Origin of the sequence: Mucilaginibacter sp. 21P, assembly GCF_019331605.1 — a bacterium.
Classification (GTDB): domain Bacteria; phylum Bacteroidota; class Bacteroidia; order Sphingobacteriales; family Sphingobacteriaceae; genus Mucilaginibacter; species Mucilaginibacter achroorhodeus.
In genome coordinates, this window is the sequence record NZ_CP063061.1 from 2,034,085 (window position 1) to 2,053,513 (window position 19,429).

General features: G+C 44.0%; 20 protein-coding genes and 1 tRNA gene. 8 read left to right on the forward strand and 13 right to left on the reverse strand.

What is annotated here, in order from left to right:
- The first annotated feature begins 42 nt into the window (after positions 1–42).
- The 4 genes from INP83_RS09235 (at position 43) to INP83_RS09250 (ending at position 3,114) form a co-directional block, all read left to right on the forward strand.
- Positions 43–585, forward strand: a complete 543-nt coding sequence (locus INP83_RS09235) for an AAA family ATPase (protein WP_219127180.1) — start codon at positions 43–45, stop codon at positions 583–585.
- 142 nt (positions 586–727) lie between these two features.
- Positions 728–1,984 (forward strand): type IX secretion system plug protein domain-containing protein, encoded by a 1,257-nt coding sequence (locus INP83_RS09240; RefSeq protein ID WP_219127181.1) that lies wholly within the window; start codon positions 728–730, stop codon positions 1,982–1,984.
- A gap of 48 nt (positions 1,985–2,032) precedes the next feature.
- Positions 2,033–2,557 (forward strand): acyl-CoA thioesterase, encoded by a 525-nt coding sequence (locus INP83_RS09245; RefSeq protein WP_219127182.1) that lies wholly within the window; start codon positions 2,033–2,035, stop codon positions 2,555–2,557.
- Between the two features lie 38 nt (positions 2,558–2,595).
- Positions 2,596–3,114 carry an O-acetyl-ADP-ribose deacetylase gene (locus INP83_RS09250; RefSeq protein WP_219127183.1) on the forward strand — a complete coding sequence of 173 codons (519 nt, stop codon included), beginning with the start codon at positions 2,596–2,598 and terminating at the stop codon, positions 3,112–3,114.
- A 54-nt stretch (positions 3,115–3,168) separates the two neighbouring features.
- Here the strand turns inward: INP83_RS09250 and INP83_RS09255 are convergent, their stop codons facing one another.
- From INP83_RS09255 to INP83_RS09265, 3 genes are all read right to left on the reverse strand, one after another.
- Positions 3,169–3,345 carry a spore protein gene (locus INP83_RS09255; protein ID WP_146268603.1) on the reverse strand — a complete coding sequence of 59 codons (177 nt, stop codon included), beginning with the start codon at positions 3,343–3,345 and terminating at the stop codon, positions 3,169–3,171.
- A 31-nt stretch (positions 3,346–3,376) separates the two neighbouring features.
- Positions 3,377–3,447: transfer RNA gene (locus INP83_RS09260), tRNA-Cys, on the reverse strand.
- Positions 3,448–3,493: 46 nt separating this feature from the next.
- A complete protein-coding gene (locus INP83_RS09265; RefSeq protein WP_370630600.1) occupies positions 3,494–4,174 on the reverse strand; it encodes an RNA methyltransferase in 681 nt (226 codons plus the stop codon).
- A gap of 59 nt (positions 4,175–4,233) precedes the next feature.
- Between INP83_RS09265 and INP83_RS09270 the strand changes: the two genes are divergently transcribed.
- Positions 4,234–6,621, forward strand: coding sequence for a BamA/TamA family outer membrane protein (locus INP83_RS09270; protein ID WP_219127184.1), 2,388 nt, complete (start codon positions 4,234–4,236; stop codon positions 6,619–6,621).
- Positions 6,622–6,751: 130 nt separating this feature from the next.
- Here INP83_RS09270 and INP83_RS09275 read toward each other — a convergent pair whose 3' ends face one another.
- The 4 genes from INP83_RS09275 to INP83_RS09290 form a co-directional block, all read right to left on the reverse strand.
- Positions 6,752–7,285: a hypothetical protein gene (locus INP83_RS09275; protein WP_219127185.1), complete on the reverse strand. Its 534-nt coding sequence runs from the start codon at positions 7,283–7,285 to the stop codon at positions 6,752–6,754.
- A gap of 43 nt (positions 7,286–7,328) precedes the next feature.
- Positions 7,329–7,826, reverse strand: coding sequence for a TspO/MBR family protein (locus tag INP83_RS09280; protein WP_219127186.1), 498 nt, complete (start codon positions 7,824–7,826; stop codon positions 7,329–7,331).
- A gap of 114 nt (positions 7,827–7,940) precedes the next feature.
- Positions 7,941–9,065 (reverse strand): 4-hydroxyphenylpyruvate dioxygenase, encoded by a 1,125-nt coding sequence (gene hppD / locus INP83_RS09285; protein ID WP_219127187.1) that lies wholly within the window; start codon positions 9,063–9,065, stop codon positions 7,941–7,943.
- A gap of 60 nt (positions 9,066–9,125) precedes the next feature.
- On the reverse strand, positions 9,126–10,283 hold the full coding sequence (locus INP83_RS09290; RefSeq protein WP_219127188.1) for a homogentisate 1,2-dioxygenase: 1,158 nt from the start codon (positions 10,281–10,283) through the stop codon (positions 9,126–9,128).
- Between the two features lie 372 nt (positions 10,284–10,655).
- Here INP83_RS09290 and INP83_RS09295 point away from each other — a divergent pair, with 372 nt between their 5' ends.
- Both INP83_RS09295 and INP83_RS09300 read left to right on the forward strand, forming a co-directional pair.
- The gene (locus INP83_RS09295) at positions 10,656–11,651 is read left to right on the forward strand and encodes a fumarylacetoacetate hydrolase family protein (RefSeq protein ID WP_219127189.1); all 996 of its coding nucleotides are present in this window, start codon (positions 10,656–10,658) and stop codon (positions 11,649–11,651) included.
- Positions 11,652–11,780: 129 nt separating this feature from the next.
- Positions 11,781–12,674 (forward strand): flavin reductase family protein, encoded by an 894-nt coding sequence (locus tag INP83_RS09300; protein WP_219127190.1) that lies wholly within the window; start codon positions 11,781–11,783, stop codon positions 12,672–12,674.
- Between the two features lie 185 nt (positions 12,675–12,859).
- On the opposite strand, the gene INP83_RS09305 is transcribed toward INP83_RS09300, so the two are convergent.
- The 6 genes from INP83_RS09305 to INP83_RS09330 form a co-directional block, all read right to left on the reverse strand.
- Positions 12,860–13,609, reverse strand: coding sequence for a LytTR family DNA-binding domain-containing protein (locus tag INP83_RS09305; protein WP_146268593.1), 750 nt, complete (start codon positions 13,607–13,609; stop codon positions 12,860–12,862).
- Positions 13,606–14,640, reverse strand: a complete 1,035-nt coding sequence (locus INP83_RS09310; RefSeq protein ID WP_255563285.1) for a sensor histidine kinase — start codon at positions 14,638–14,640, stop codon at positions 13,606–13,608. Before INP83_RS09310 ends, INP83_RS09305 begins: the two co-directional genes overlap by 4 nt.
- Before the next feature lie 18 nt (positions 14,641–14,658).
- Entirely contained in the window at positions 14,659–14,994 is a 336-nt protein-coding gene (locus tag INP83_RS09315) for a DUF4288 domain-containing protein (protein WP_146268592.1), read from the reverse strand.
- Positions 14,995–15,102: 108 nt separating this feature from the next.
- Positions 15,103–15,939 carry a LiaI-LiaF-like domain-containing protein gene (locus tag INP83_RS09320; protein ID WP_219127191.1) on the reverse strand — a complete coding sequence of 279 codons (837 nt, stop codon included), beginning with the start codon at positions 15,937–15,939 and terminating at the stop codon, positions 15,103–15,105.
- Positions 15,940–16,123: 184 nt separating this feature from the next.
- Positions 16,124–17,182: an agmatine/peptidylarginine deiminase gene (locus tag INP83_RS09325; RefSeq protein ID WP_219127192.1), complete on the reverse strand. Its 1,059-nt coding sequence runs from the start codon at positions 17,180–17,182 to the stop codon at positions 16,124–16,126.
- A 119-nt stretch (positions 17,183–17,301) separates the two neighbouring features.
- Entirely contained in the window at positions 17,302–18,171 is an 870-nt protein-coding gene (locus INP83_RS09330; RefSeq protein ID WP_219127193.1) for a carbon-nitrogen hydrolase, read from the reverse strand.
- 208 nt (positions 18,172–18,379) lie between these two features.
- Here INP83_RS09330 and INP83_RS09335 point away from each other — a divergent pair, with 208 nt between their 5' ends.
- The gene (locus INP83_RS09335) at positions 18,380–19,351 is read left to right on the forward strand and encodes a lysylphosphatidylglycerol synthase transmembrane domain-containing protein (protein WP_219127194.1); all 972 of its coding nucleotides are present in this window, start codon (positions 18,380–18,382) and stop codon (positions 19,349–19,351) included.
- The last annotated feature ends 78 nt before the right edge of the window (positions 19,352–19,429 follow it).

Genomic DNA, 19,429 nt, shown 5'->3' on the forward strand with positions numbered 1-19,429 from the left:
CGAAGGGCGGTTGCATAGCAACTGCCTTTTGTTTTTAGTAGTATGAAGATACACATCATGGGCGCATCGTGTGCCGGCTCAACTACTCTGGGAAAAGCTTTAGCCAGCCGTTTAGCATATCCTTACTTTGATACAGACAATTACTTTTGGCTGCCTTCTGATATTCCTTACACTCAAAAGCGTGAACCGGCAGAAAGAAAGGCCATGCTGCTTGCAGATTTTGAGGAAAACGAAAATGCCATAGTTGGCGGCTCGTTGGTAAGTTGGGATGATAGCTGGCTAACAAAGTTTGATCTGGTGGTTTTTCTCCGCATTCCACACGGTGTACGTATGCAGCGACTGGATGCGAGAGAAGTGGAACGTTACGGCGATCAAATTTACACCAACCCGGTGCGGGTGCAACTTTATAAAGACTTTAGGGAATGGGCTAAAGGTTATGACGATAACACCACCAATGGCCGCAACTTAAATGTGCACCTGCAATGGCTTGATCGTTTTCAATGCCCGATATTAAAGATAGAGGGTGATACGACAGTGGAGGAGCGGATTGATAGGGTTTTAAAGGCGATTAAACAGTTGCGATAAATTATTTAGACGTGTCAGTCTCAGCTTGTAGAAGACTTTACAAGCGATCAATCGTTCGGTAAGTTTACAATGACTATATTACTACAGTAGCGCTCGTCCAAATTAATTCCGCTCCACGGCGTTTTGTTCCTATCTTGCAATAATGAAAAGTTTGTTAAGCGGTATTCTCGTCTTTTTTTGTTTGGCGGCTAATGCCCAAACTCCTCCATTCGAGAACAACGTTTACCGGCACGAGATAAAAAGTGTGGAGTTTTATAATTCAAAAAAAGCTTCATCATTTCCTATTATAACGTTAGGCAGCGATGAAACGGTAACCTTAGGATTCGATGACCTTAGCGGCGGAACGCGCACATTTAACTATACCCTGCAGCATTGCGACGCTAACTGGCAGCCATCAAAAATTACAAGCGCAGAATACCTGGAAAGCTACACGGATGACCGGATCATCGATTACATCTATTCGTCTGCCACCTACCAAAAATACACGCACTATCAACTTAAATTACCCAATCAGAACATTATCCCTAAAGTATCGGGCAACTATATCCTAAAGGTTTACGAGGATGGCGATCAGCAAAAGATGATACTAACCCGCAGGCTATATGTAGTTGCGCAAAAGGTTGCTGTTGCTGCCACGGTTCAATCATCGAACAAAGTCTTGCTTAGGCGTACCAACCAAAAGGTGAATTTTACAGTTGATTGCTCGGGCTTGCAGGTGCAAAACCCGCGTACAGAAGTAAGGGTACTGTTGATGCAAAATGCACGGCCGGGAACGGCGTTGTTGAACAACACACCTACTTACATCCGCGGTACGCAATTGGTTTACAACGATGTTGACATCAACGATTTTGCCGGCCGTAACGAGTTCAGGCATTTTGATACCCGCACGCTTAAGCTTAACTCAGAACGGATATCAAAGATTTACAAGGACACTGCAAACACGGTTATGCTTTTAGGCGACCCTAATCGCAACTTGCCGGATTATACACTGCTTTACGATAACGATGGCAAGTTCTTTATCCTGAACCAGGATGGTACCGACCCTCGCCGTGACGCTGATTACGCCTACATGTATTTCAGCTTGGCTGCGAACAAAACCCCCACCGATGGAACGGCTTACATAGTAGGCCAGTTTAACGATTATCAACTTGATGATAGGAGCAGATTGCAATATGACGATAGCGGCCGTTGGTACACACACCTGCAATTAAAACAGGGCGTGTACGATTATGAGTATGTTTGGGTTGATAACGCTACTCAAAAACCGGATGATACAACGCTTGAGGGTAACTACTTTGAAACAGAGAACGAATACCAGATGCTGGTGTATTACCGCCAGGTTGGGTCGCGATATGAGCAGTTAGTTGGGTACGGTCAACTAAACAGCGCTAAACAGTAGTTGCTATGTTAGCATAGTTTTTTGCTGGTTAAAGCCTATCTTTGCGGCATGAAAGGAAAATCGCCGAAAGATTCGCATACCATTATGAATGAGCTGGTATTGCCCAATGATACCAATACGCTTAATAATTTAATGGGTGGGCGCTTGCTACATTTCATGGATATTGCAGCCGCCATTTCTGCGCAAAAACACTGCAACCGTATTGTGGTAACCGCATCGGTTGATAATGTATCCTTTCATCATCCCATCAAATTAGGTGATGTAATTACTATCGAAGCCCGTGTTTCGCGCGCTTTTACTACGTCTGTAGAGGTTAGGCTTGATGTGTATGCCGAGAACATCCCATCAGGCACCAAAGTTAAAAGCAATGATGCCTACTATACTTTTGTAGCCTTGGATCAAAATGGCCGCGCTATACCGGTGCCTGCGCTGATACCCGAAAGTCCTGAAGAAACGGAGCTTTTTGAAGGTGCATTGCGCCGCCGCCAGTTGCGTTTGGTTTTGGCCGGTAAAATGAAAGCTGACGATGCCACAGAACTTAAGGCACTATTCTTTGCTACAGAACAGAAATAGACCTCAAACATCCCCGTCTTTTATACGATTATATTTTTATGGATAAGCGCATTAAAGTACAACAGGGTGATATTACTAAATTAAAGGTTGATGTCATTGTAAATGCCGCCAATACCAGCTTGCTGGGCGGTGGCGGTGTGGATGGCGCTATTCACCGTGCGGGTGGCAAACAAATACTTGATGAGTGTATAGCCATCAGGAATAAGCAGGGTGGCTGCCCAACCGGCGAAGCTGTGATAACTACCGGCGGTAAACTGCCTGCTAAATATGTGATACACACGGTTGGCCCGGTTTGGAACGGCGGCAATCGTAATGAGCGGCAATTACTGGCTAATTGTTATTTAAACAGTTTAGCTATTGCTGTAGGTAAGAATATTAAAACCATTGCCTTCCCCAATATCAGTACGGGTATCTATCATTTTCCTAAACCAGAGGCTGCGGAGATAGCCGTTAAAACGGTTAATGATTTCCTGCAGGCTAACCAAAGCATTGAAGAAATAATATTCATCTGCTTTGATGACGAGAATTACCGGTTATATGAAAATTTGCTGGCATAAAAAAAAGCGTACTGATGTTTCAGCACGCTTTAAGCTTTTCTTTGAGAAAGAAGGTTAGTTTGCAGCAGCAGCTTTAGCTAAAACCTCATTGTTTTTATCAATTTGGTTGCCTTTTTTCTGTGCAGAACGGCTGCCTAACTCAATGTTAGTAGCCAGTTTTAAGAACTGAACTTCTAAACGAGAAGTAGTTTTGTTTCTTCTATCTTTTCTTTTTAAACGAGTAACGCCCATGACTTTAATTTTAAATATTTTGTAAACCTTGAGGTCGGAAGCGGATTCGAACCGCTGTACGAGGTTTTGCAGACCTCTGCCTAGCCACTCGGCCATCCGACCATTTTTCAGGACTGCAAAAATAGTAATTATTTACTTCTAATCAATTTTATTTAAAGGTTTTTGCAGCAAGTTGTGAACAACATATCGCTGCAGCTATGGCAACATTCAAAGATTCGGCCTGGCCAATGCGTGGAATCGTAATGGCTTTTGTGATTAGCGCCTGTATATCAGGCCTTATGCCGTTGCCTTCATTCCCTAACAATACCAAACCTTCGCCACCAAATTGCGTGGTATAAATGTTATCGCCGTTTAATAATGTTCCAAAAACCGGCAGATCTGCGTACGTTATAAACTTTTTCAGATCAGTATAAGTAACATTAACGCGGGCCAGCGAACCCATAGTAGCCTGTACCACCTTAGGGTTGTAAACATCAACGGTATCTTCCGAACAAATAATATCAGTAATACCAAACCAGTCTGCCGTGCGTATAATGGTGCCCATATTACCGGGGTCCTGCACACCGTCCAGTACAAGGCTAAATTTGCTTTTTAATGCGGATGCATCAACAACATCATTAACCGGCATTTTTACAGTGGCCAGCGCATCTGCAGGCGTTTTTAAAGCACTTATTTTCCCGAGTTCTGTCAAAGAAATCTCATGAGAGTTTATTTTTCGGGATAAATTGAGCAATTTTGAAGCTACATCAGCCGTATGATAAATGGTTTGGATCTGGTAGCCGGATTGTGCAAATTCTACAATGGATTTGTAGCCTTCTACAATGAACAAACCATGTTCTCGACGAAACTTTTTTTGTTGTAACGAGTTTAGTAAACTGATTTGAGATTTTGAAAGCATATACCCCTGTAACTTTACGTTTTGCAATATTAAATATTTTAGTGCTGATAATTGCGTCGGGATGCAGCGTTACGCGCGGTATTCGCCAGGATCAGGCTATCGTACGCAAAGTTGTTATTAAGGGTGTTGATAAGGAGTTCAAAGATCTTGCCTTTAACTATGTTGATAAAGAGCAGCAGCCTAATAACTGGTTAAACCTGCAGATCTATTACACCTTCAGTAAAAAAGGCAAGCGCAACATTGGTGAAGCACCAGCCATTTTAGATTCTAATCTTGTAGAGTTTTCGCGGGACCAGATCCAGAAGTTCCTGGTGAACAAAGGCTATCTGAAAGCCAAGGTTGTTGACTCTATTGCCATCAAAAAACGCAAGGCCACGCTTTATTTTACTGCCCAGGAAGGCCCTTTGTTTCACGTCCGCAATTATCGTGACAGCATTTTTGATCCTAAAGTACAGCAGATATACCGCGATACCCGGAAAAATTACACGCACGTAAAGCCCGGCAGTCGTTATGATACGGATAGTCTGGCTTATGACCGCGACCAGTTTTTCCAGGTGATGAAACAGCACGGTTATTATGATTTCTATCGGCAGTACATTACCTACCTACCCGATACCAGTTGGGGTAAAAGCGTTGCTGATGTGGTGATCATGATAGATAACCCGCCCGGTAAAAAAGAACATCCTATCTACACGATGAACAACACGCTAATAACGATTGCCAGGAGCAATGGGCGTACCAACGGTAAAGCCGATACGATCCAGGTTGATTCGCAGTTCAGGTTTGTTGACTTCTCGGGCAGGTTTAAGCCTCGCACGGTAACGGATTATGTTTTCCAAAAAAAGGGGGATAAGTACAGCCTGGAGACACAGATGCTTACTACATCGAGGCTATCAGAATTAAACGTTTTCCGTAACGTACCCAACCCAACATACGAGAAGCTGCCAGATAGCACCAACAGGCTTAACAGTAAAATAGATATTGTACCGCTAAAGCGAATGACCGACCGACTGGAGGCGGAGTTTTTGTTTAACGGTGGCCGATATGGTTATAACCTGGGCAATACCTTCACCAACCGGAATATATTTAAGCAGGCGGCAGCTTTGCAGCTGAAACTGAACTGGAGTATATTGTTCGACAATGGATCCGGCACTAAAGGTATCCAAAATCAGGATTTTAGGGTAGGTGCAAGCGTTATCTATCCGCGGTTATTGCTGCCATTCAGCTTCCCTAACCTGGCTAAGTTTGGGGTGCCGCATACTACGTTCTCGTCAAACTTCCAGTTATTCTACCAGAAAGATCTGGTGGAGCGCCGCAGTTTTATCAACTCGGTTACTTACGACTTTTTTGAGACCTTCCGTAAGCAGCACTCTATTACGCCTATCAGCATCGAGTTCTCTAACGGAACTATAGATCCGCTTGCCCGCAACCTGCTGCTGAGCCAAAACAGGTATTCATACGTTTATTTGATTGGCCGTACAACATTTACATCTGCAACACAATACACTTTCCAGTACAACGCCATTGAGCTTAACTCGTTCAAGAATTTCATCTACTTTAGAGGCAACCTGGATATTGGTGGTAACTTTTTATCACTGCTAAGTAACCTTGCAGGTACCAAGCGCGATAGTTTGGGCCAGCGTACCATATTTGGATATACATTCTCCCAATATGCCAAAACAGAGGTAGATCTGCGTATTTACCGTAGTCTGGGTGGGGAAAAGCAGTTCATCTTCCGCATTAACCCAGGAGTAGGGGTGCCCTATGGCAACAGCAATCAGCTAATATTTGAGAAGAACTTTTATGCTGGTGGTGCCAACGATATGCGGGCGTGGTTGCCACGAAATCTTGGTCCGGGCCAGTTTAACCGTGCAAGCTATGGCACAGGCGCCGTGGCAGATACCACACGTGCCAGATTGAAGTTCCTTGATCAGTTTGGTGAAGTTAAAATAGTTGCCAATGCCGAATACCGCTATAAACTGGCCGACAACTTCTTTGGCTCCAAACTTAAAGGCGCGTTTTTTATGGATGCCGGTAACGTTTGGCGCTTACACAAAGAAGCAGATAATCCTAACGGAGAATTCAGGTTTAACAATATATGGCAGGGTACGGCAATAGGCATAGGTACAGGCCTTCGTTTCGACCTTGGTTTCTTTATCTTCAGGCTGGATGCCGCGTTTAAATTTAAAGATCCACAATTCCAGGGCTCAGATCAATGGGTATTTATTAAGCACTTTGATGAGGTATTTGGGAACGGGCCATTTAAGCAAAAATACCTGCTGGACAATAAAACCGGCGTAGACCCGAGCAGCGGGAAGATCATTGGCGATGGCTATTCATTTATGCAACTCAACTTCGGTATCGGGTTACCATTCTAAGTTAATTAGATAAGGACGTAATGAGTGAATGAGTGATTTCGAATTATCGATTCATTTGTTAAATGGGTGAAGCAACAATAATATTAATGTGTTTTTGACCACTGACCACTGACCACTGACCACTGACCACTCACGAAAACATTCCCTTTAATCCATCTAAAATGCTCTGGAAAAATGTTGGGACACTTAGGCCACTGCTGTGATTGAAATAAAGGAATACGCAGAATACTACAATTGCGATAATGATAAGGCGCTTAAACATATAGCCAATAAGTACCAGGGCCAGCGGTATGGCAAGTAATACTATCCAGCTTATTTTTACAAGTGATAGTTTACCATCGTGCCGGTAAACGTAATAAAGCGTTGAGTGGGTGCCATCATCATTTTGATGGCGAGAGTAAACAAAGCTCGATTTCTCTATCTTATGGCGATAAAAAGCAGTGCCTTTATCAAACTTAAGCTCCTCTGTAAAACCGTTGATAGTAAAAGTAAAGATGCCGTTCACGTTTTCCTGGATAACGCCTGCAGTGTCTACTGCAACAAAAGCGATCTCATCTGTAGCAAAAGGATTTTCTTTCACCACAAAATTATCAATGGCAATTTTATCGGCGTAGCAAAAGCCGGTGACACATAATAGCAAACAGATAAGCAGCAGTTTTTTCATTGCACAACAAAATTATCGTCGGCAATAAATGTAACTCGTTTTTCTATTTGTTAAAAATATAAATACTGAGGTTAAGCAAAGTAGCAAAGCTTACCCAAAGGAAGTAAGGTATAAGTAAGTATGCGGCAGGCTTACTGAAGCGGTTAAACCAGCTTATGTTTAGAATGATAATGACCAACAGTGCTATTATAACAAGGAGGCCTCCCAATATTTGATGAAACTCAAAGAATACTATAGACCATGAGAAATTAAAGAGCAGTTGCAGAGTATAGATAACTGTGGCTGTTTTGTAAGTAACAGATCTATCGCGCTTTTTCCATACCAGGTAAGCAGCTATCGCTATCAGGATATATAACAACGTCCACGCTATCGGGAAAACGAAATTGGGTGGTGTAAATGTGGGTTTTTTTAAAGTTTGGTACCATCCCTCTATCTCCGGGCGGGTAAAAAATGAAGCTGTAAAGCCTATAGCAAGCGTAATGATCAGGCTGATCAAAAGCGGAATAAATTGAAATTTGCCTGATGGTTTTTCTTCAACCATGTTTTTAGTGGGGGTATTACGTTAAGCTAAGTTAGCAGCTTAACTTATTTGTGCAAAATGGTATAACGCAAAAAGCCGGATGTTGTGTCCGGCTTTTTACGTTATTTGCTATTTTTATAGGTTACCCCTTGCTTCCTGTTCACGTTCAATGGCTTCAAACAGTGCTTTAAAGTTCCCGGCTCCGAATGATTTTGCACCTTTGCGCTGTATGATCTCAAAGAAAAGCGTTGGCCGGTCTTCAACAGGTTTGGTGAATATCTGTAGCAGATAACCTTCATCATCACGGTCAACCAGGATGCCCAGTTGTTTCAACGGTCCGAGGTCTTCGTCAATATGCCCTACGCGGTCTATAAGGTCATCGTAATAAGTGGTTGGTACGGTCAGGAATTCTATACCGCGACTTTGCAGATCGGTAACGGTTTTAACAATATCCTGCGTAGCCAACGCCAGGTGCTGTACACCCTCACCCTCGTAAAACTCAAGATATTCTTCTATCTGGCTTTTCTTTTTACCCTCAGCCGGTTCATTTATCGGGAATTTAACGTAACCGTTTCCGTTACTCATTACCTTGCTCATCAATGCAGAATATTCGGTGGAGATCATCTTATCATCGAAAGTAAGAATGTTGCGGAAGCCCATTACATCTTCATAAAAGTCTACCCATTGGTTCATTTTATGCCAGCCAACGTTGCCTACACAATGGTCCACATAAAGTAAACCGGTTTCGGTAGGATGGTAGTTGGTTTTAAGTTCCACATAGCCGGGTAAAAATGCACCTTTGTAATTCTTGCGTTCCACAAAAAGGTGAACAGTATCGCCATATAATTTGATGCCGCTGGTGCGCACTTCGCCAAATTCATCTTTAATGACCTGTGGCTGCAGGTAGGCTTCTGCACCACGACTTGTAGTTTGCTCAAAAGCATCAAAAGCATCATCCACCCAAAGTGCAAGGGCCTTTACGCCATCGCCGTGTTTTTTGATGTGCTCGCTGATAGGATGGTCTGAATGCAGGGGAGTAGTTAACATTAGACGGATCTTACCTTGTTGCAGAACATAAGAGGCACGGTCGCGCATGCCTGTCTCGGGGCCGGCATACGCCAGGTCCTGAAAGCCAAATGCGGTTTTATAAAAGTGAGCAGCCTGTTTGGCATTACCCACGTAAAACTCAACATAGTCGGTACCGTTAAGCGGCAAAAAATCTGTTGAGGTAGTTTTTTTATCTATTGTTAGTGTTTCCATTGTTTTTAATGAGTGAATTAGTGAAGGATCGAATGAGTGAATGTTTGATTCCTGACTCTTCTAAGAAATCCAGCTTTTATAATAATCTCCGTCTTCAATATTTACGGCATCGTCCGTTAGCATCAACGGGCGAAAGGGGTCTATCATTACGGCCAGTTCTTCTGTTGATTCTTTGCCGATAGATTTCTCAACCGAGCCTGGTGCCGGCCCGTGCGGGATGCCACCTGGGTGCAGGGTTATCTGACCTTTAACTACATGCTTGCGGCTCATAAAATCGCCGTCAACGTAGTAGAGTACCTCGTCGCTGTCTACATTGCTGTGATTGTATGGGGCAGGGATTGATAACGGGTGATAATCAAACTTGCGCGGCACAAATGAGCAGATCACAAAGTTGTGTCCCTCAAAGGTCTGATGCACGGGCGGTGGTTGATGCACACGGCCGGTTATCGGTTCAAAATCATGTATTGAGAACGCCCACGGGTAGTGAAAGCCGTCCCATCCCACAAAATCAAAAGGATGCGTGCCGTAAATGTAAGGGTAAATAAGGCCTTGCTTTTTTATAAGGATTTTAAAGTCGCCTTTTTCATCGTGCGTTTCAAGGTCGGTAGGGCGTTTAATATCGCGCTCGCAGTAGGGGGCATGCTCCATTAGCTGGCCGTACTGGTTGCGGTAACGTTTAGGCGTGCGGATAGGGCTGAAGCTCTCCACAATAAACAAGCGGTTCTGCTCGCCATCAAACTCCATCTGGTAAATAGTGCCGCGCGGTATCACCAGGTAGTCACCATATTCAAATTTAAGCTTACCGAAACCTGTTTTTAGCGTGCCGGTACCCTCATGTATAAAGATCACCTCATCAGCCTGGCTGTTCTTGTAGAAATAATCTGTCATACTTTTGCGCGGGGCAGCGAGAGATATATGCAAGTCGTTGTTTACCAGCACAGGTTTGCGGCTTTGCAGGTAATCATCTTCCGGCTTAATGTTAAAACCTATCAGGCTGGTATGCTTCAGGTGCTTCTCGCGGGCAATCTTCGGCTCAACAGAGTAGGGCTCGCCCAATTCTTTCACAATTGTAGGCGGGTAGGCATGGTAAACCAGCGAGTACAAGCTCGAAAAGCCTTCCGTTGAAACCAGTTCTTCGGCATATAAAGTACCGTCGGGTTTACGGAATTGGGTATGCCGCTTATGCGGGATGTTCCCTAATGTATGGTAAATTGGCATTATAAATTGGTTTAAATGTTGGAATGTTGAAGGTTATAAAGTTGTAAAGCTTTACCCTAACAAATTAGTAATCAAACATTTGAAATTAGAGATGGTTTTTGACAGACAGCCGGAATAACATTCCAACCTTTCAACGTTAAAACCTTACAACAGCGGCGTTAGAATTGCGCCAAAACAATTTTCGCAAGCACAGCATCCCTAAACATGGCAGACCTGCTCATTGAGGTGAGGCCAAGGGAAAAATAGAATTGTTTGCTGATGCTCATCATAAGATAAACGAAATTAAGCCGAATATATTTAATATGCAAGCATAGTTTTTTATCCAACAAAAACAAAAATCATTAGTTTTGGCGCATACCAATTAGCCACCTTATGAAATTAGTATCCTATAAAACCGAAGACAGAGAACATCTTGGTGTTTATGTAAACGGACATATTTATAACCTTAACTCGTGCGACAAGCTTATTCCTGACAACATGAACGAGTTTTTATGGGGTGGCGAGGAATTAATGGAACATGCTAAACGTGTTAACGAGGATATCAAAAGTGGCAAGTTAGAAGCCAAAGAAGAGCTTTTTTACGAGCTGCAGGCACCTGTGCCCCACCCAACATCATGCCGCGACGGGTACGCCTTTAGGCAGCACGTAGCCGCCGCACGCCGCAACCGTAAGGTGGAGATGATAGCTGAGTTTGACCAGTACCCCATCTTTTATTTCACCAACCACAATGCTGTACAAGGCCCAGGCGAAATAGAATGTATGCCAGATCATTTCGAGAAGCTTGATTTTGAACTGGAAGTTGCCGTTGTGCTGAACAAAAAAGGCCGCAACATTACCGCTGCAGAGGCAGATAGCTACATAGCAGGTTACATGATCATGAATGATATGAGCGCCCGCACCTTGCAAATGGAAGAAATGCTGTTGAACCTCGGCCCGGCTAAGGGTAAGGATTTTTCTACCGTGATTGGCCCCTGGTTAGTAACGCCTGATGAATTAGAGCGATACAAAGTACCAGCAAAAGAAGGCCATACCGGCGCCAGCTATGACCTGGAGATGAAATGCCATGTAAACGGCGAGCAGGTAAGCCTCGGTAACATGAAAGATATGGACTGGACGTTTGCCGAGATCATAGAACGCTGCGCCTACGGCTGCGACGTTTTGCCCGGCGATGTTATCGGCTCGGGTACGGTAGGTACCGGCTGTTTTCTGGAACTGAACGGCACCGGCCTGTTAAACGATGCCAATTATCAAACGCAATGGCTGCAACCTAACGACTTGGTTGAAATGGAAATTACCGGATTGGGAGTGCTGGGGAATATTATTAAACAGGCTGATAGTGAGTTTTCGATTTTAAAGTTGAAGAAGTAATTAGGATAATATAAACCCATGTCATTGCGAGCGATAGCGCGGCAATCTCATCGCGTTTGTATGAACGCGATGAGATTGCCACGTCGCTACGCTTCTCGCAATGACATGACTTGAATATAAGTGCTGTCCATGCTAACCCTCGAAACAAAAGATCTCACCCCGCTCCAGATCCAAAGCTACCTTAACCATGCGGTGGCGCCACGGCCCATTTGCCTGGCATCAACCGTGGATAAGGATGGCAATGTGAATTTGAGTCCGTTTAGCTTTTTTAATCTGTTTAGCGTGAACCCGCCGGTGTGCGTGTTCTCAGCATCGCGAAGGGTGAGGGATAACACCACCAAACACACGCTGGAAAATATAAAAGAAGTGCCTGAGTGCGTGATCAATATCGTTAGTTACGATATGGTACAGCAAGTGTCGCTTTCAAGTGTGGAATATCCTGCCGGGGTAAATGAGTTTACCAAAGCAGGATTAACAGAACAACCTTCGCAATTGGTAAAGCCGCCACGCGTGGCCGAATCTCCGGTACAATTGGAGTGTGTAATTAAAGATGTTATCGCCTTAGGTGATGGCCCAGGCGCGGGCAATCTTATTATTGCCGAAGTGAAAATGATCCACATTAAAGAGGAGATATTGAACGAGGCCGGTACCACTATCGACCAAACCAAAACTGACCTGGTAGCCCGCCTTGGTGCCGACTGGTATTGCCGCGTTAACGCTGCTAACCTTTTTGAAGTGGCCAAACCTGTGCGTACTATCGGGATAGGGGTAGATAACATCCCATCGTCTATCAGAAATTCGAGAATACTTACAGGTAACAACCTTGGTCAGCTGGGTAATGTGGAAGCTTTCCCTGTTGCTGATGCCATTGATGAATACGCCCAACGCGACGAGATCAAAGAAATATTTGATGCGACTATTGGCGATAATCACACCCGCGAGCTTCAACTGCACCTGCATGCCAAACGACTGCTTGAAAATGGTAAGGTTAATGAAGCCTGGATGGTATTGCTGGCTGAGTAAGGTAAGATCGATTATGACATTGCTGAAGATCCATTCTTACACTTGTGATTCGACGGTCTTACTATCACAAAACAAAAAATCCTGTCATTCTGAGCGGTAGCGAAGAATCTATTATACACCGTGAAAAGTTGCCCGTTAGATGCTTCCCTACGTTCAGCATGACAAAGGAGATAAGTGCCGGAAAATTATATCCCCAACACTTGTTTCAATTTTACATAACCGGTTTTACTGACCGGAATCTTAGCGCCTGATTTTAGAATAGCCAGGTGACTATCTTTTTCGTACGGATCTAAACGGGTTATCTGCGAAATAGCTACAATGTAGGAGCGGTGGACGCGCACAAATTGCCTTGGGTCGAGGGTTTTCTCGAAGAAGGCCATTGTTTTGTTTTTGAGGAAAGCGCCCTCGGGGGTTATCACACTTACGTAGTCGTCATCAGCTTGCAAGTATTCAACATCCTGTACGGCAATGATCTTAACCTTGGTTCCGGTTTTAACCACGATACGCTCGTTTTGTGCCGGCGATTGCGCGGCTGCTTCTAACAAGGTCTCCGTATTTTTAGCAATGTTATTATTTGCTGGTGTTATGGCTAAAAACTTCTCTATCGCTTTATTGAAACGCTCTTTGCTGAATGGTTTTAATAAGTAATCTACTGCATGTGCTTCAAAGGCTTTAATAGCGTACTCATCAAAAGCGGTAGCGAAAATTACCGCAGGCGGGTTATCAACCAGTTCCAGCATCTCAAAGCCGTTTATCTTGGGCATTTGTACATCCAGGAACACCAGATCCGGTTGCAGTTGTTGTATGGCTTTTAGGCCTTCAAAACCATCACCGCACTCTTGTAGTACCTCAATCTGGCCTTTAAATTCCTGCAAATATTCTAATACAACCATCCGTGCCAATGGCTCGTCGTCAATAATTAAAGCGCGTGTCATAACTGCGGTACTTTTATAATGGTTGTAAATATATTATCATTTGCGTGAGTTTCCATCAGATCGTTACGTGCAAATATCAAATAAAGCCTGCGCTGTACCCCGCTTAACCCAAAACCGGTACCCTTCCGCGGTCGTGAAGTTTTTGGATCATAAGGGTTTTGTATCATAATAATGAGGTATTGTTCCTCAACCTCTGCACGTACGCTAATAGTAACCGCATCAGTAGTATCGTATAAACCGAATTTGATGGCATTCTCTACCAAAGGCTGTAAAAGTAACGATGGTAATTTGGCTTCGCCACAAGCCTTATCGCAGCTTATCTCCGTTTGCAAACGGTGACCAAAACGTACTTTCTCAATCTCCAGGTACAAATTTAAGTGAGAGAGCTCGTCGCTAAGCGGAACAAGTAACTGATCGTCTTTTTTTAGCGTACCACGTAAAAAGTCTGATAACTGGTGTATCATAGTGCGCGCCAGTTCGGGCTTAAAACCGATAAGTGCGCTGATAGAGTTTAAGCTGTTAAATAAAAAATGCGGCTGTAATTGCTGGCGAAGGTTGTAAAGCTCGGCATCGCGGGCAAGTTTTTCGGCCTCGGTTTTACGTAGCTCGGTGCGTTTGTTATCTAACTGGGTATAGAATAATGCGCTTATCATGGCCATCCAGCCCAGAGCCAAAAACGTAGTGAAGAAGCGGATAACCAGCGATTGCTGCAGGAAGTTGAAATAAACCTGCCCCATATCAAACAGAGGCAAAATATAGCGGCAACCTGCAACACAGGCAATTGAAAGGGCGGCACACCATATGAACAGGTAAAAGTAGCTTTCTTTGTCCGGCTGATAGTAACGCAGGTTATTATTGATAAGCCAGCAGGCTATGGCAAGCAGTACCGCGCTTAGCAAGGCATCTACTGCCGATGGCATCCATAAAAAACCGAAACTGTGGATGATGTAACCTTGCAAAGCAGCCCAAACCACCCCGCATATAGCAAAGGCAATTACTAATTTTGATTGTGATATTGGTGATGTAGCCAAAACCTTGATTTTAAAAGTTTAGTTGCGTACGCCTAATAAAGCGCTTTTATGATGTGCCCATTTAATGTACAGATCAGGATCGGGCGTTTCATGTATATTGTAATATAATTCTGCTCCGTCTGTTGGGCTGCCTATTGCGTTAAGTTCGGCCACATCAATGAATTGCCACTTAACAGTTTGCTTTTGCATGTTCAAAAAACTGTCCTGATTGGCATGACCTATACTACTGGCTTTCTCAAAGGCCTGCAGTTCATTATCGGCATTTATCAGCCTTAGCTGTTCATCAAACTGCGCGCTGTGATCGCCGCCGCCACTTATTACCCTGAAGATCAGTTTTGCTACGTACCAGTTCATGTTGATTGTATTTTAATTTTTGTTAAGCCCCCTCTAAATCTCCCCCGGAAGAGAGACTTTTAATAAAAGCCCCTCTCCCTCGAAGAGGGTTGGGGAGAGGCCTTTTACTTAGTAACTCCTGATGTCAATACCGGCGAATAGCGATACGCCTTTTAGTATCAATACTTTATCCATATTTGGTTGGCCGGTTTTAACGCGTTTGTCGTCAACGCCTGCAAAAACGGCTGCCAAGTCTGGAATCACATGCCAATTAGCCGGCACGATCAGTTTTGTGCCACCGAAAACCTGGGTAATATCAACCACTACCCGGCCATTGATGTCGGCCTGGGTAAAATCTATCTCTGTGCCCCCAAAAATGTTGGTTATATCGCCACCTCTGAAATTTTTCGACAGTACAGTTTTGTTTACACCGCCAAAAATTGAGGTAGAATCCAGGTAGTCGTCATGTGATGGCGGGGGCATTGTGCCTACAGGATCAACCGGCGGTACGTTTGTATCAGCACTGGTAAATTGTGCGTCGGTAAAATCAGCAAGCGGTTTTTCAGCGGTGGCTTCTACTGGCACATCAGTACGATATTTTTTGTCCCAGTAGTCGGTATCATACTTAGAAGTATTCTTGCTACTTTTCTTAGACATTATCCAGAAACCTAAACCTATTATAGCTAAAGGCCATACAAAGCCATCGGCATTGTGGATATTCTCGGTGACGAGAAATATAACACCGAGACCCATTAAAATTACGCCAGATGATTTTTGGAAGTTGTTGCGTGCACCAATTACCAGCCCCCAAAATATTAACCACAGCGGCCACAGGTCGATATAGTCGGGGATGAAAAAAATACCTAATTGCCTTAGCAAAAGGTATGCACCTACGATTAGCAGGATGGCTCCAAGCATCACTTTGCTTTTAGAGCGGTCGGGTGAATTATTTATATTGTTGAACATGGCTGTCTTTCTTTTAAATCTTAACCAAATCTAAACTAACCTTACAGATTAGCAAACCCAATATTGGCAACATCATTAAAGATGTCGGTAAAAGCGGATGAATTGTCGGTGAAAAATTTGTGGAAATATTAGAGCATAAAAAAGGGGAACGTTTATCATTCCCCATAGCTCTATTTTGACAATGTTAAATGCTTGGCTCCTGCTGACTTAAACAATGAAAACTCCCCAAACCCCAGATAATATCTGTTGAATCGATACCGACTACTTTCCTGTTGGAGAAGCAGCTTTGGATGATATCGAGTGCCTTGTCATCGTTCTTTGAGCGGAACGTTGGTACCACTACAGATTTATTGGCGATGTAAAAGTTAGCATAAGATGCCGGCAAACGCTGGTCTTCGTAAATAACGGGATCCGGCATTGGCAGCTCAACAATGTTTAATTGTTTGCCGTTTAGCAAACGCATGGTTTTAAGGGTTTGTAGGTTCTCCTGCAGTATGTGGTAGTTCTCGTCGTTCTTGTTTTCTTCGATAACGGTAACTACGGTATCGGTATTTACAAAACGGGTAATATCATCAATGTGGCCGTCGGTATCGTCGCCGATAATGCCATCGCCCAGCCAAAGTACCTGTTCAACACCGTAGTATTTTTGCAGATAACCTTCAATTTGCTGCTGGTTAAGATGCGGGTTACGGTTCTTATTCAGCAAACATGCAGTAGTAGTTAAAACCGTGCCTGCACCGTTAAATTCAACCGAGCCGCCTTCCATCACAATACCCGGATGGTAAACCGGTAAGCCAAAGTGTTGCGAAATTTTGGTAGGGATAACATCATCCAGATCATAGGGAGGATATTTATCGCCCCAGGCATTGTAACCCCAGTCCACGATCACTTTTTTCTTCTCCTCGTAGTTCACTAAAAACGCCGGACCGTGGTCGCGGCACCAGGCATCATTGGTAGGGAAGTGGTAAAACTCAACCTTGCTCAAATCGGCACCAACTTCTTGCAGTTGCGCTTTGGCGAAAGCTTCCATCTGTGCATCGGCTACGTTGATGCGAACAAGCTGACCTTCTGCCACTACTTTAATAAACTCGCAGTATTTAGGGTATATCAAGTCAATTTTGCCCGGCCACGAAGCCTCTTTATGCGGCCAGCTAAGCCACATGGCGGTTTGCGGTGCCCATTCGGCAGGGAAGTGGAAGTTACGTAAGTCCGTAAAGTTCATGGTTGATAGTTCATTGTTCATGGCAGGGCAATATAAAAATATGTCATTGCGAGAAGCGTAGCGACGTGGCAATCTCGTCGTGTTCAATATGCAAGCGACGAGATTGCCACGCTATCGCTCGCAATGACATGATAAACAAATTAGTCGTTATCCAAAAGTCTCTTCGTAATAGGCTGATAAGAATCTATACGACGGTCACGCAAAAACGGCCAATGGCTGCGGTAGTAGTCTGACTTATTCAAGTCAAGCTCTTTCACGATAACTTCTTCCTCATCGACTGTGGTTTGGTGCATGATCTCGCCGAACGGATCGGCAAAGAAAGAACCGCCCCAGAATTTAACGCCGGCTTCTTCGCCCACACGGTTAACGCTTACCACGTGCACGCCATTGGCAACTGCGTGGCTGCGCTGTATGGTTTGCCATGCGTTGTACTGTTTGGTGTTGGTAGCTTCATCCTGCGTTGTAGCCCAACCAATTGCGGTAGGGTAAAATAAGATCTCGGCACCCATCAATGCGGTGATGCGGGCCGCTTCCGGGTACCACTGATCCCAGCAGATCAATACCCCTATTGTAGCAAATTTGGTTTTGAAAACTTTGTAACCCAGGTCGCCCGGCGTAAAGTAAAATTTCTCGTAAAAACCCGGATCATCAGGAATGTGCATTTTACGGTACTTGCCAAGGTAGGCACCATCTGCATCTAAAACAGCGGTAGTGTTATGGTAAACACCCTGCGCGCGTTTCTCAAACAATGAGGCAATGATCACCACACCTAATTCGGCTGCTACCGCCGACAAAGCATCTGTTGACGGGCCGGGAATAGCCTCGGCCAGCGCAAAGTTGTCGTAATCCTCAACATCGCAAAAATAAAGCGACGTAAACAGTTCCTGTAAACAAACTATCTGGGCACCTTTGGCAGCAGCCTCGCGTACTTTAACAATAGCTTTATCAAGGTTTTCCTGTTTGTTTGCGGTGCAGCTCATCTGCACAATACCTACTTGTACCTTACCCATAGCGTTTATGAAATTTGGCGCAAAAATACGTATTTCTTTAGGGATTTCACCGATTATGTACGATGATTACACCGACTTTAAATAATGATTACATTGGGTTGATTTTCCAATTTATAGGGCTTTACTCACGTTGTAACCCCGTTAAAATCTGTGAAATCATTTTAAAGCAATCGGTGTAATCAGCAAAAAAACATAGCTTTGCATCCGCATGAAAGACTTAGCACAAGCCGAGGAAGAAGAAGCACAGGAACTGGTTGCCCCCAAAACGTGGAAGCAGCGTTTGTGGAGCATCACCAAAGTGTTGCTCAAATTCATTGTAACAGGCGTTCTGTTGTACTTTGTGTTTAGAAAGGTACCATTAGAGAAGGTCAAATATCGCTTGCTGCATGCCAATTATTGGTGGATGCTGGCGGCATTGGTAAGCTTTTTCGCATCGATGGTTATTTCTTCATGGCGGTTATCAAGCTTCTTTAAATCCATCAAATTGAAGCTCGACCCAAGGTTTAACTTTCGCTTATATCTTTTAGGCTTGTTCTACAACTTCTTGCTGCCGGGTGGTATTGGCGGCGATGGTTATAAGATATATCTGCTTCATAAAAACTATAAACTACCGGCCAAAAAGGTATTCTGGGCCATTATGTTTGATAGGCTCAGCGGATTGTGGGCGATCGGTTTGATCATTATCGCGCTAATATTTTTGATCCCGCAGATCGATATCCATATCGGTATCCCACTAAGCATCTTTGTTGTAGCATCAGCCATATATTATTTTATTGCCTACAAATTCTTTAAAGAATACACCCGGTACTTTTGGCAGGCGCACTTAAAGGCTATTGGTGTACAAAGTTTGCAGGTAATTGCCATCGTATTTGTGATGATAGGGCAGGATTTCACCGGCAAATATTCTCCGTATTTGCTTTCTTTCCTCATATCGGCTTTGGCCACCATTATCCCTATCAGTATAGGCGGCGCAGGCATCCGCGAAACGGTTTTCCTGCAATTGACCAAGGTTTTCCCAATGGACGAGAGCCTTGCTACTTTTCTGCCGGGCACGTTTTACATCATTTCGTTGCTTGTAGCACTATTGGGTGTATATTATGTTATCCGCCCAAGCCGTTTAGAAGAAGGTTTGCCAAAAATGGAAGAACCGGTAGATAGCGAAACTGAAAATTCAAAATAAAATTCCTTAAATAGATTCTGAAATAGAATGATAATCGGTTTGTTGGCTCTTGGCCAACCTATTGCTTAGTTTTACGTT

Coding starts and splice junctions, on each gene's coding strand:
- INP83_RS09325 (WP_219127192.1), bottom strand. CDS start 17,182: ATGAACAATGAACTATCAACCATGAACTTTACGGACTTACGTAACTTC.
- INP83_RS09335 (WP_219127194.1), top strand. CDS start 18,380: ATGAAAGACTTAGCACAAGCCGAGGAAGAAGAAGCACAGGAACTGGTT.
- INP83_RS09300 (WP_219127190.1), top strand. CDS start 11,781: ATGCTAACCCTCGAAACAAAAGATCTCACCCCGCTCCAGATCCAAAGC.
- INP83_RS09235 (WP_219127180.1), top strand. CDS start 43: ATGAAGATACACATCATGGGCGCATCGTGTGCCGGCTCAACTACTCTG.
- INP83_RS09290 (WP_219127188.1), bottom strand. CDS start 10,283: ATGCCAATTTACCATACATTAGGGAACATCCCGCATAAGCGGCATACC.
- INP83_RS09255 (WP_146268603.1), bottom strand. CDS start 3,345: ATGGGCGTTACTCGTTTAAAAAGAAAAGATAGAAGAAACAAAACTACT.
- INP83_RS09245 (WP_219127182.1), top strand. CDS start 2,033: ATGAAAGGAAAATCGCCGAAAGATTCGCATACCATTATGAATGAGCTG.
- INP83_RS09305 (WP_146268593.1), bottom strand. CDS start 13,609: ATGACACGCGCTTTAATTATTGACGACGAGCCATTGGCACGGATGGTT.
- INP83_RS09275 (WP_219127185.1), bottom strand. CDS start 7,285: ATGAAAAAACTGCTGCTTATCTGTTTGCTATTATGTGTCACCGGCTTT.
- INP83_RS09240 (WP_219127181.1), top strand. CDS start 728: ATGAAAAGTTTGTTAAGCGGTATTCTCGTCTTTTTTTGTTTGGCGGCT.
- INP83_RS09330 (WP_219127193.1), bottom strand. CDS start 18,171: ATGGGTAAGGTACAAGTAGGTATTGTGCAGATGAGCTGCACCGCAAAC.
- hppD (WP_219127187.1), bottom strand. CDS start 9,065: ATGGAAACACTAACAATAGATAAAAAAACTACCTCAACAGATTTTTTG.
- INP83_RS09315 (WP_146268592.1), bottom strand. CDS start 14,994: ATGAACTGGTACGTAGCAAAACTGATCTTCAGGGTAATAAGTGGCGGC.
- INP83_RS09320 (WP_219127191.1), bottom strand. CDS start 15,939: ATGTTCAACAATATAAATAATTCACCCGACCGCTCTAAAAGCAAAGTG.
- INP83_RS09250 (WP_219127183.1), top strand. CDS start 2,596: ATGGATAAGCGCATTAAAGTACAACAGGGTGATATTACTAAATTAAAG.
- INP83_RS09280 (WP_219127186.1), bottom strand. CDS start 7,826: ATGGTTGAAGAAAAACCATCAGGCAAATTTCAATTTATTCCGCTTTTG.
- INP83_RS09295 (WP_219127189.1), top strand. CDS start 10,656: ATGAAATTAGTATCCTATAAAACCGAAGACAGAGAACATCTTGGTGTT.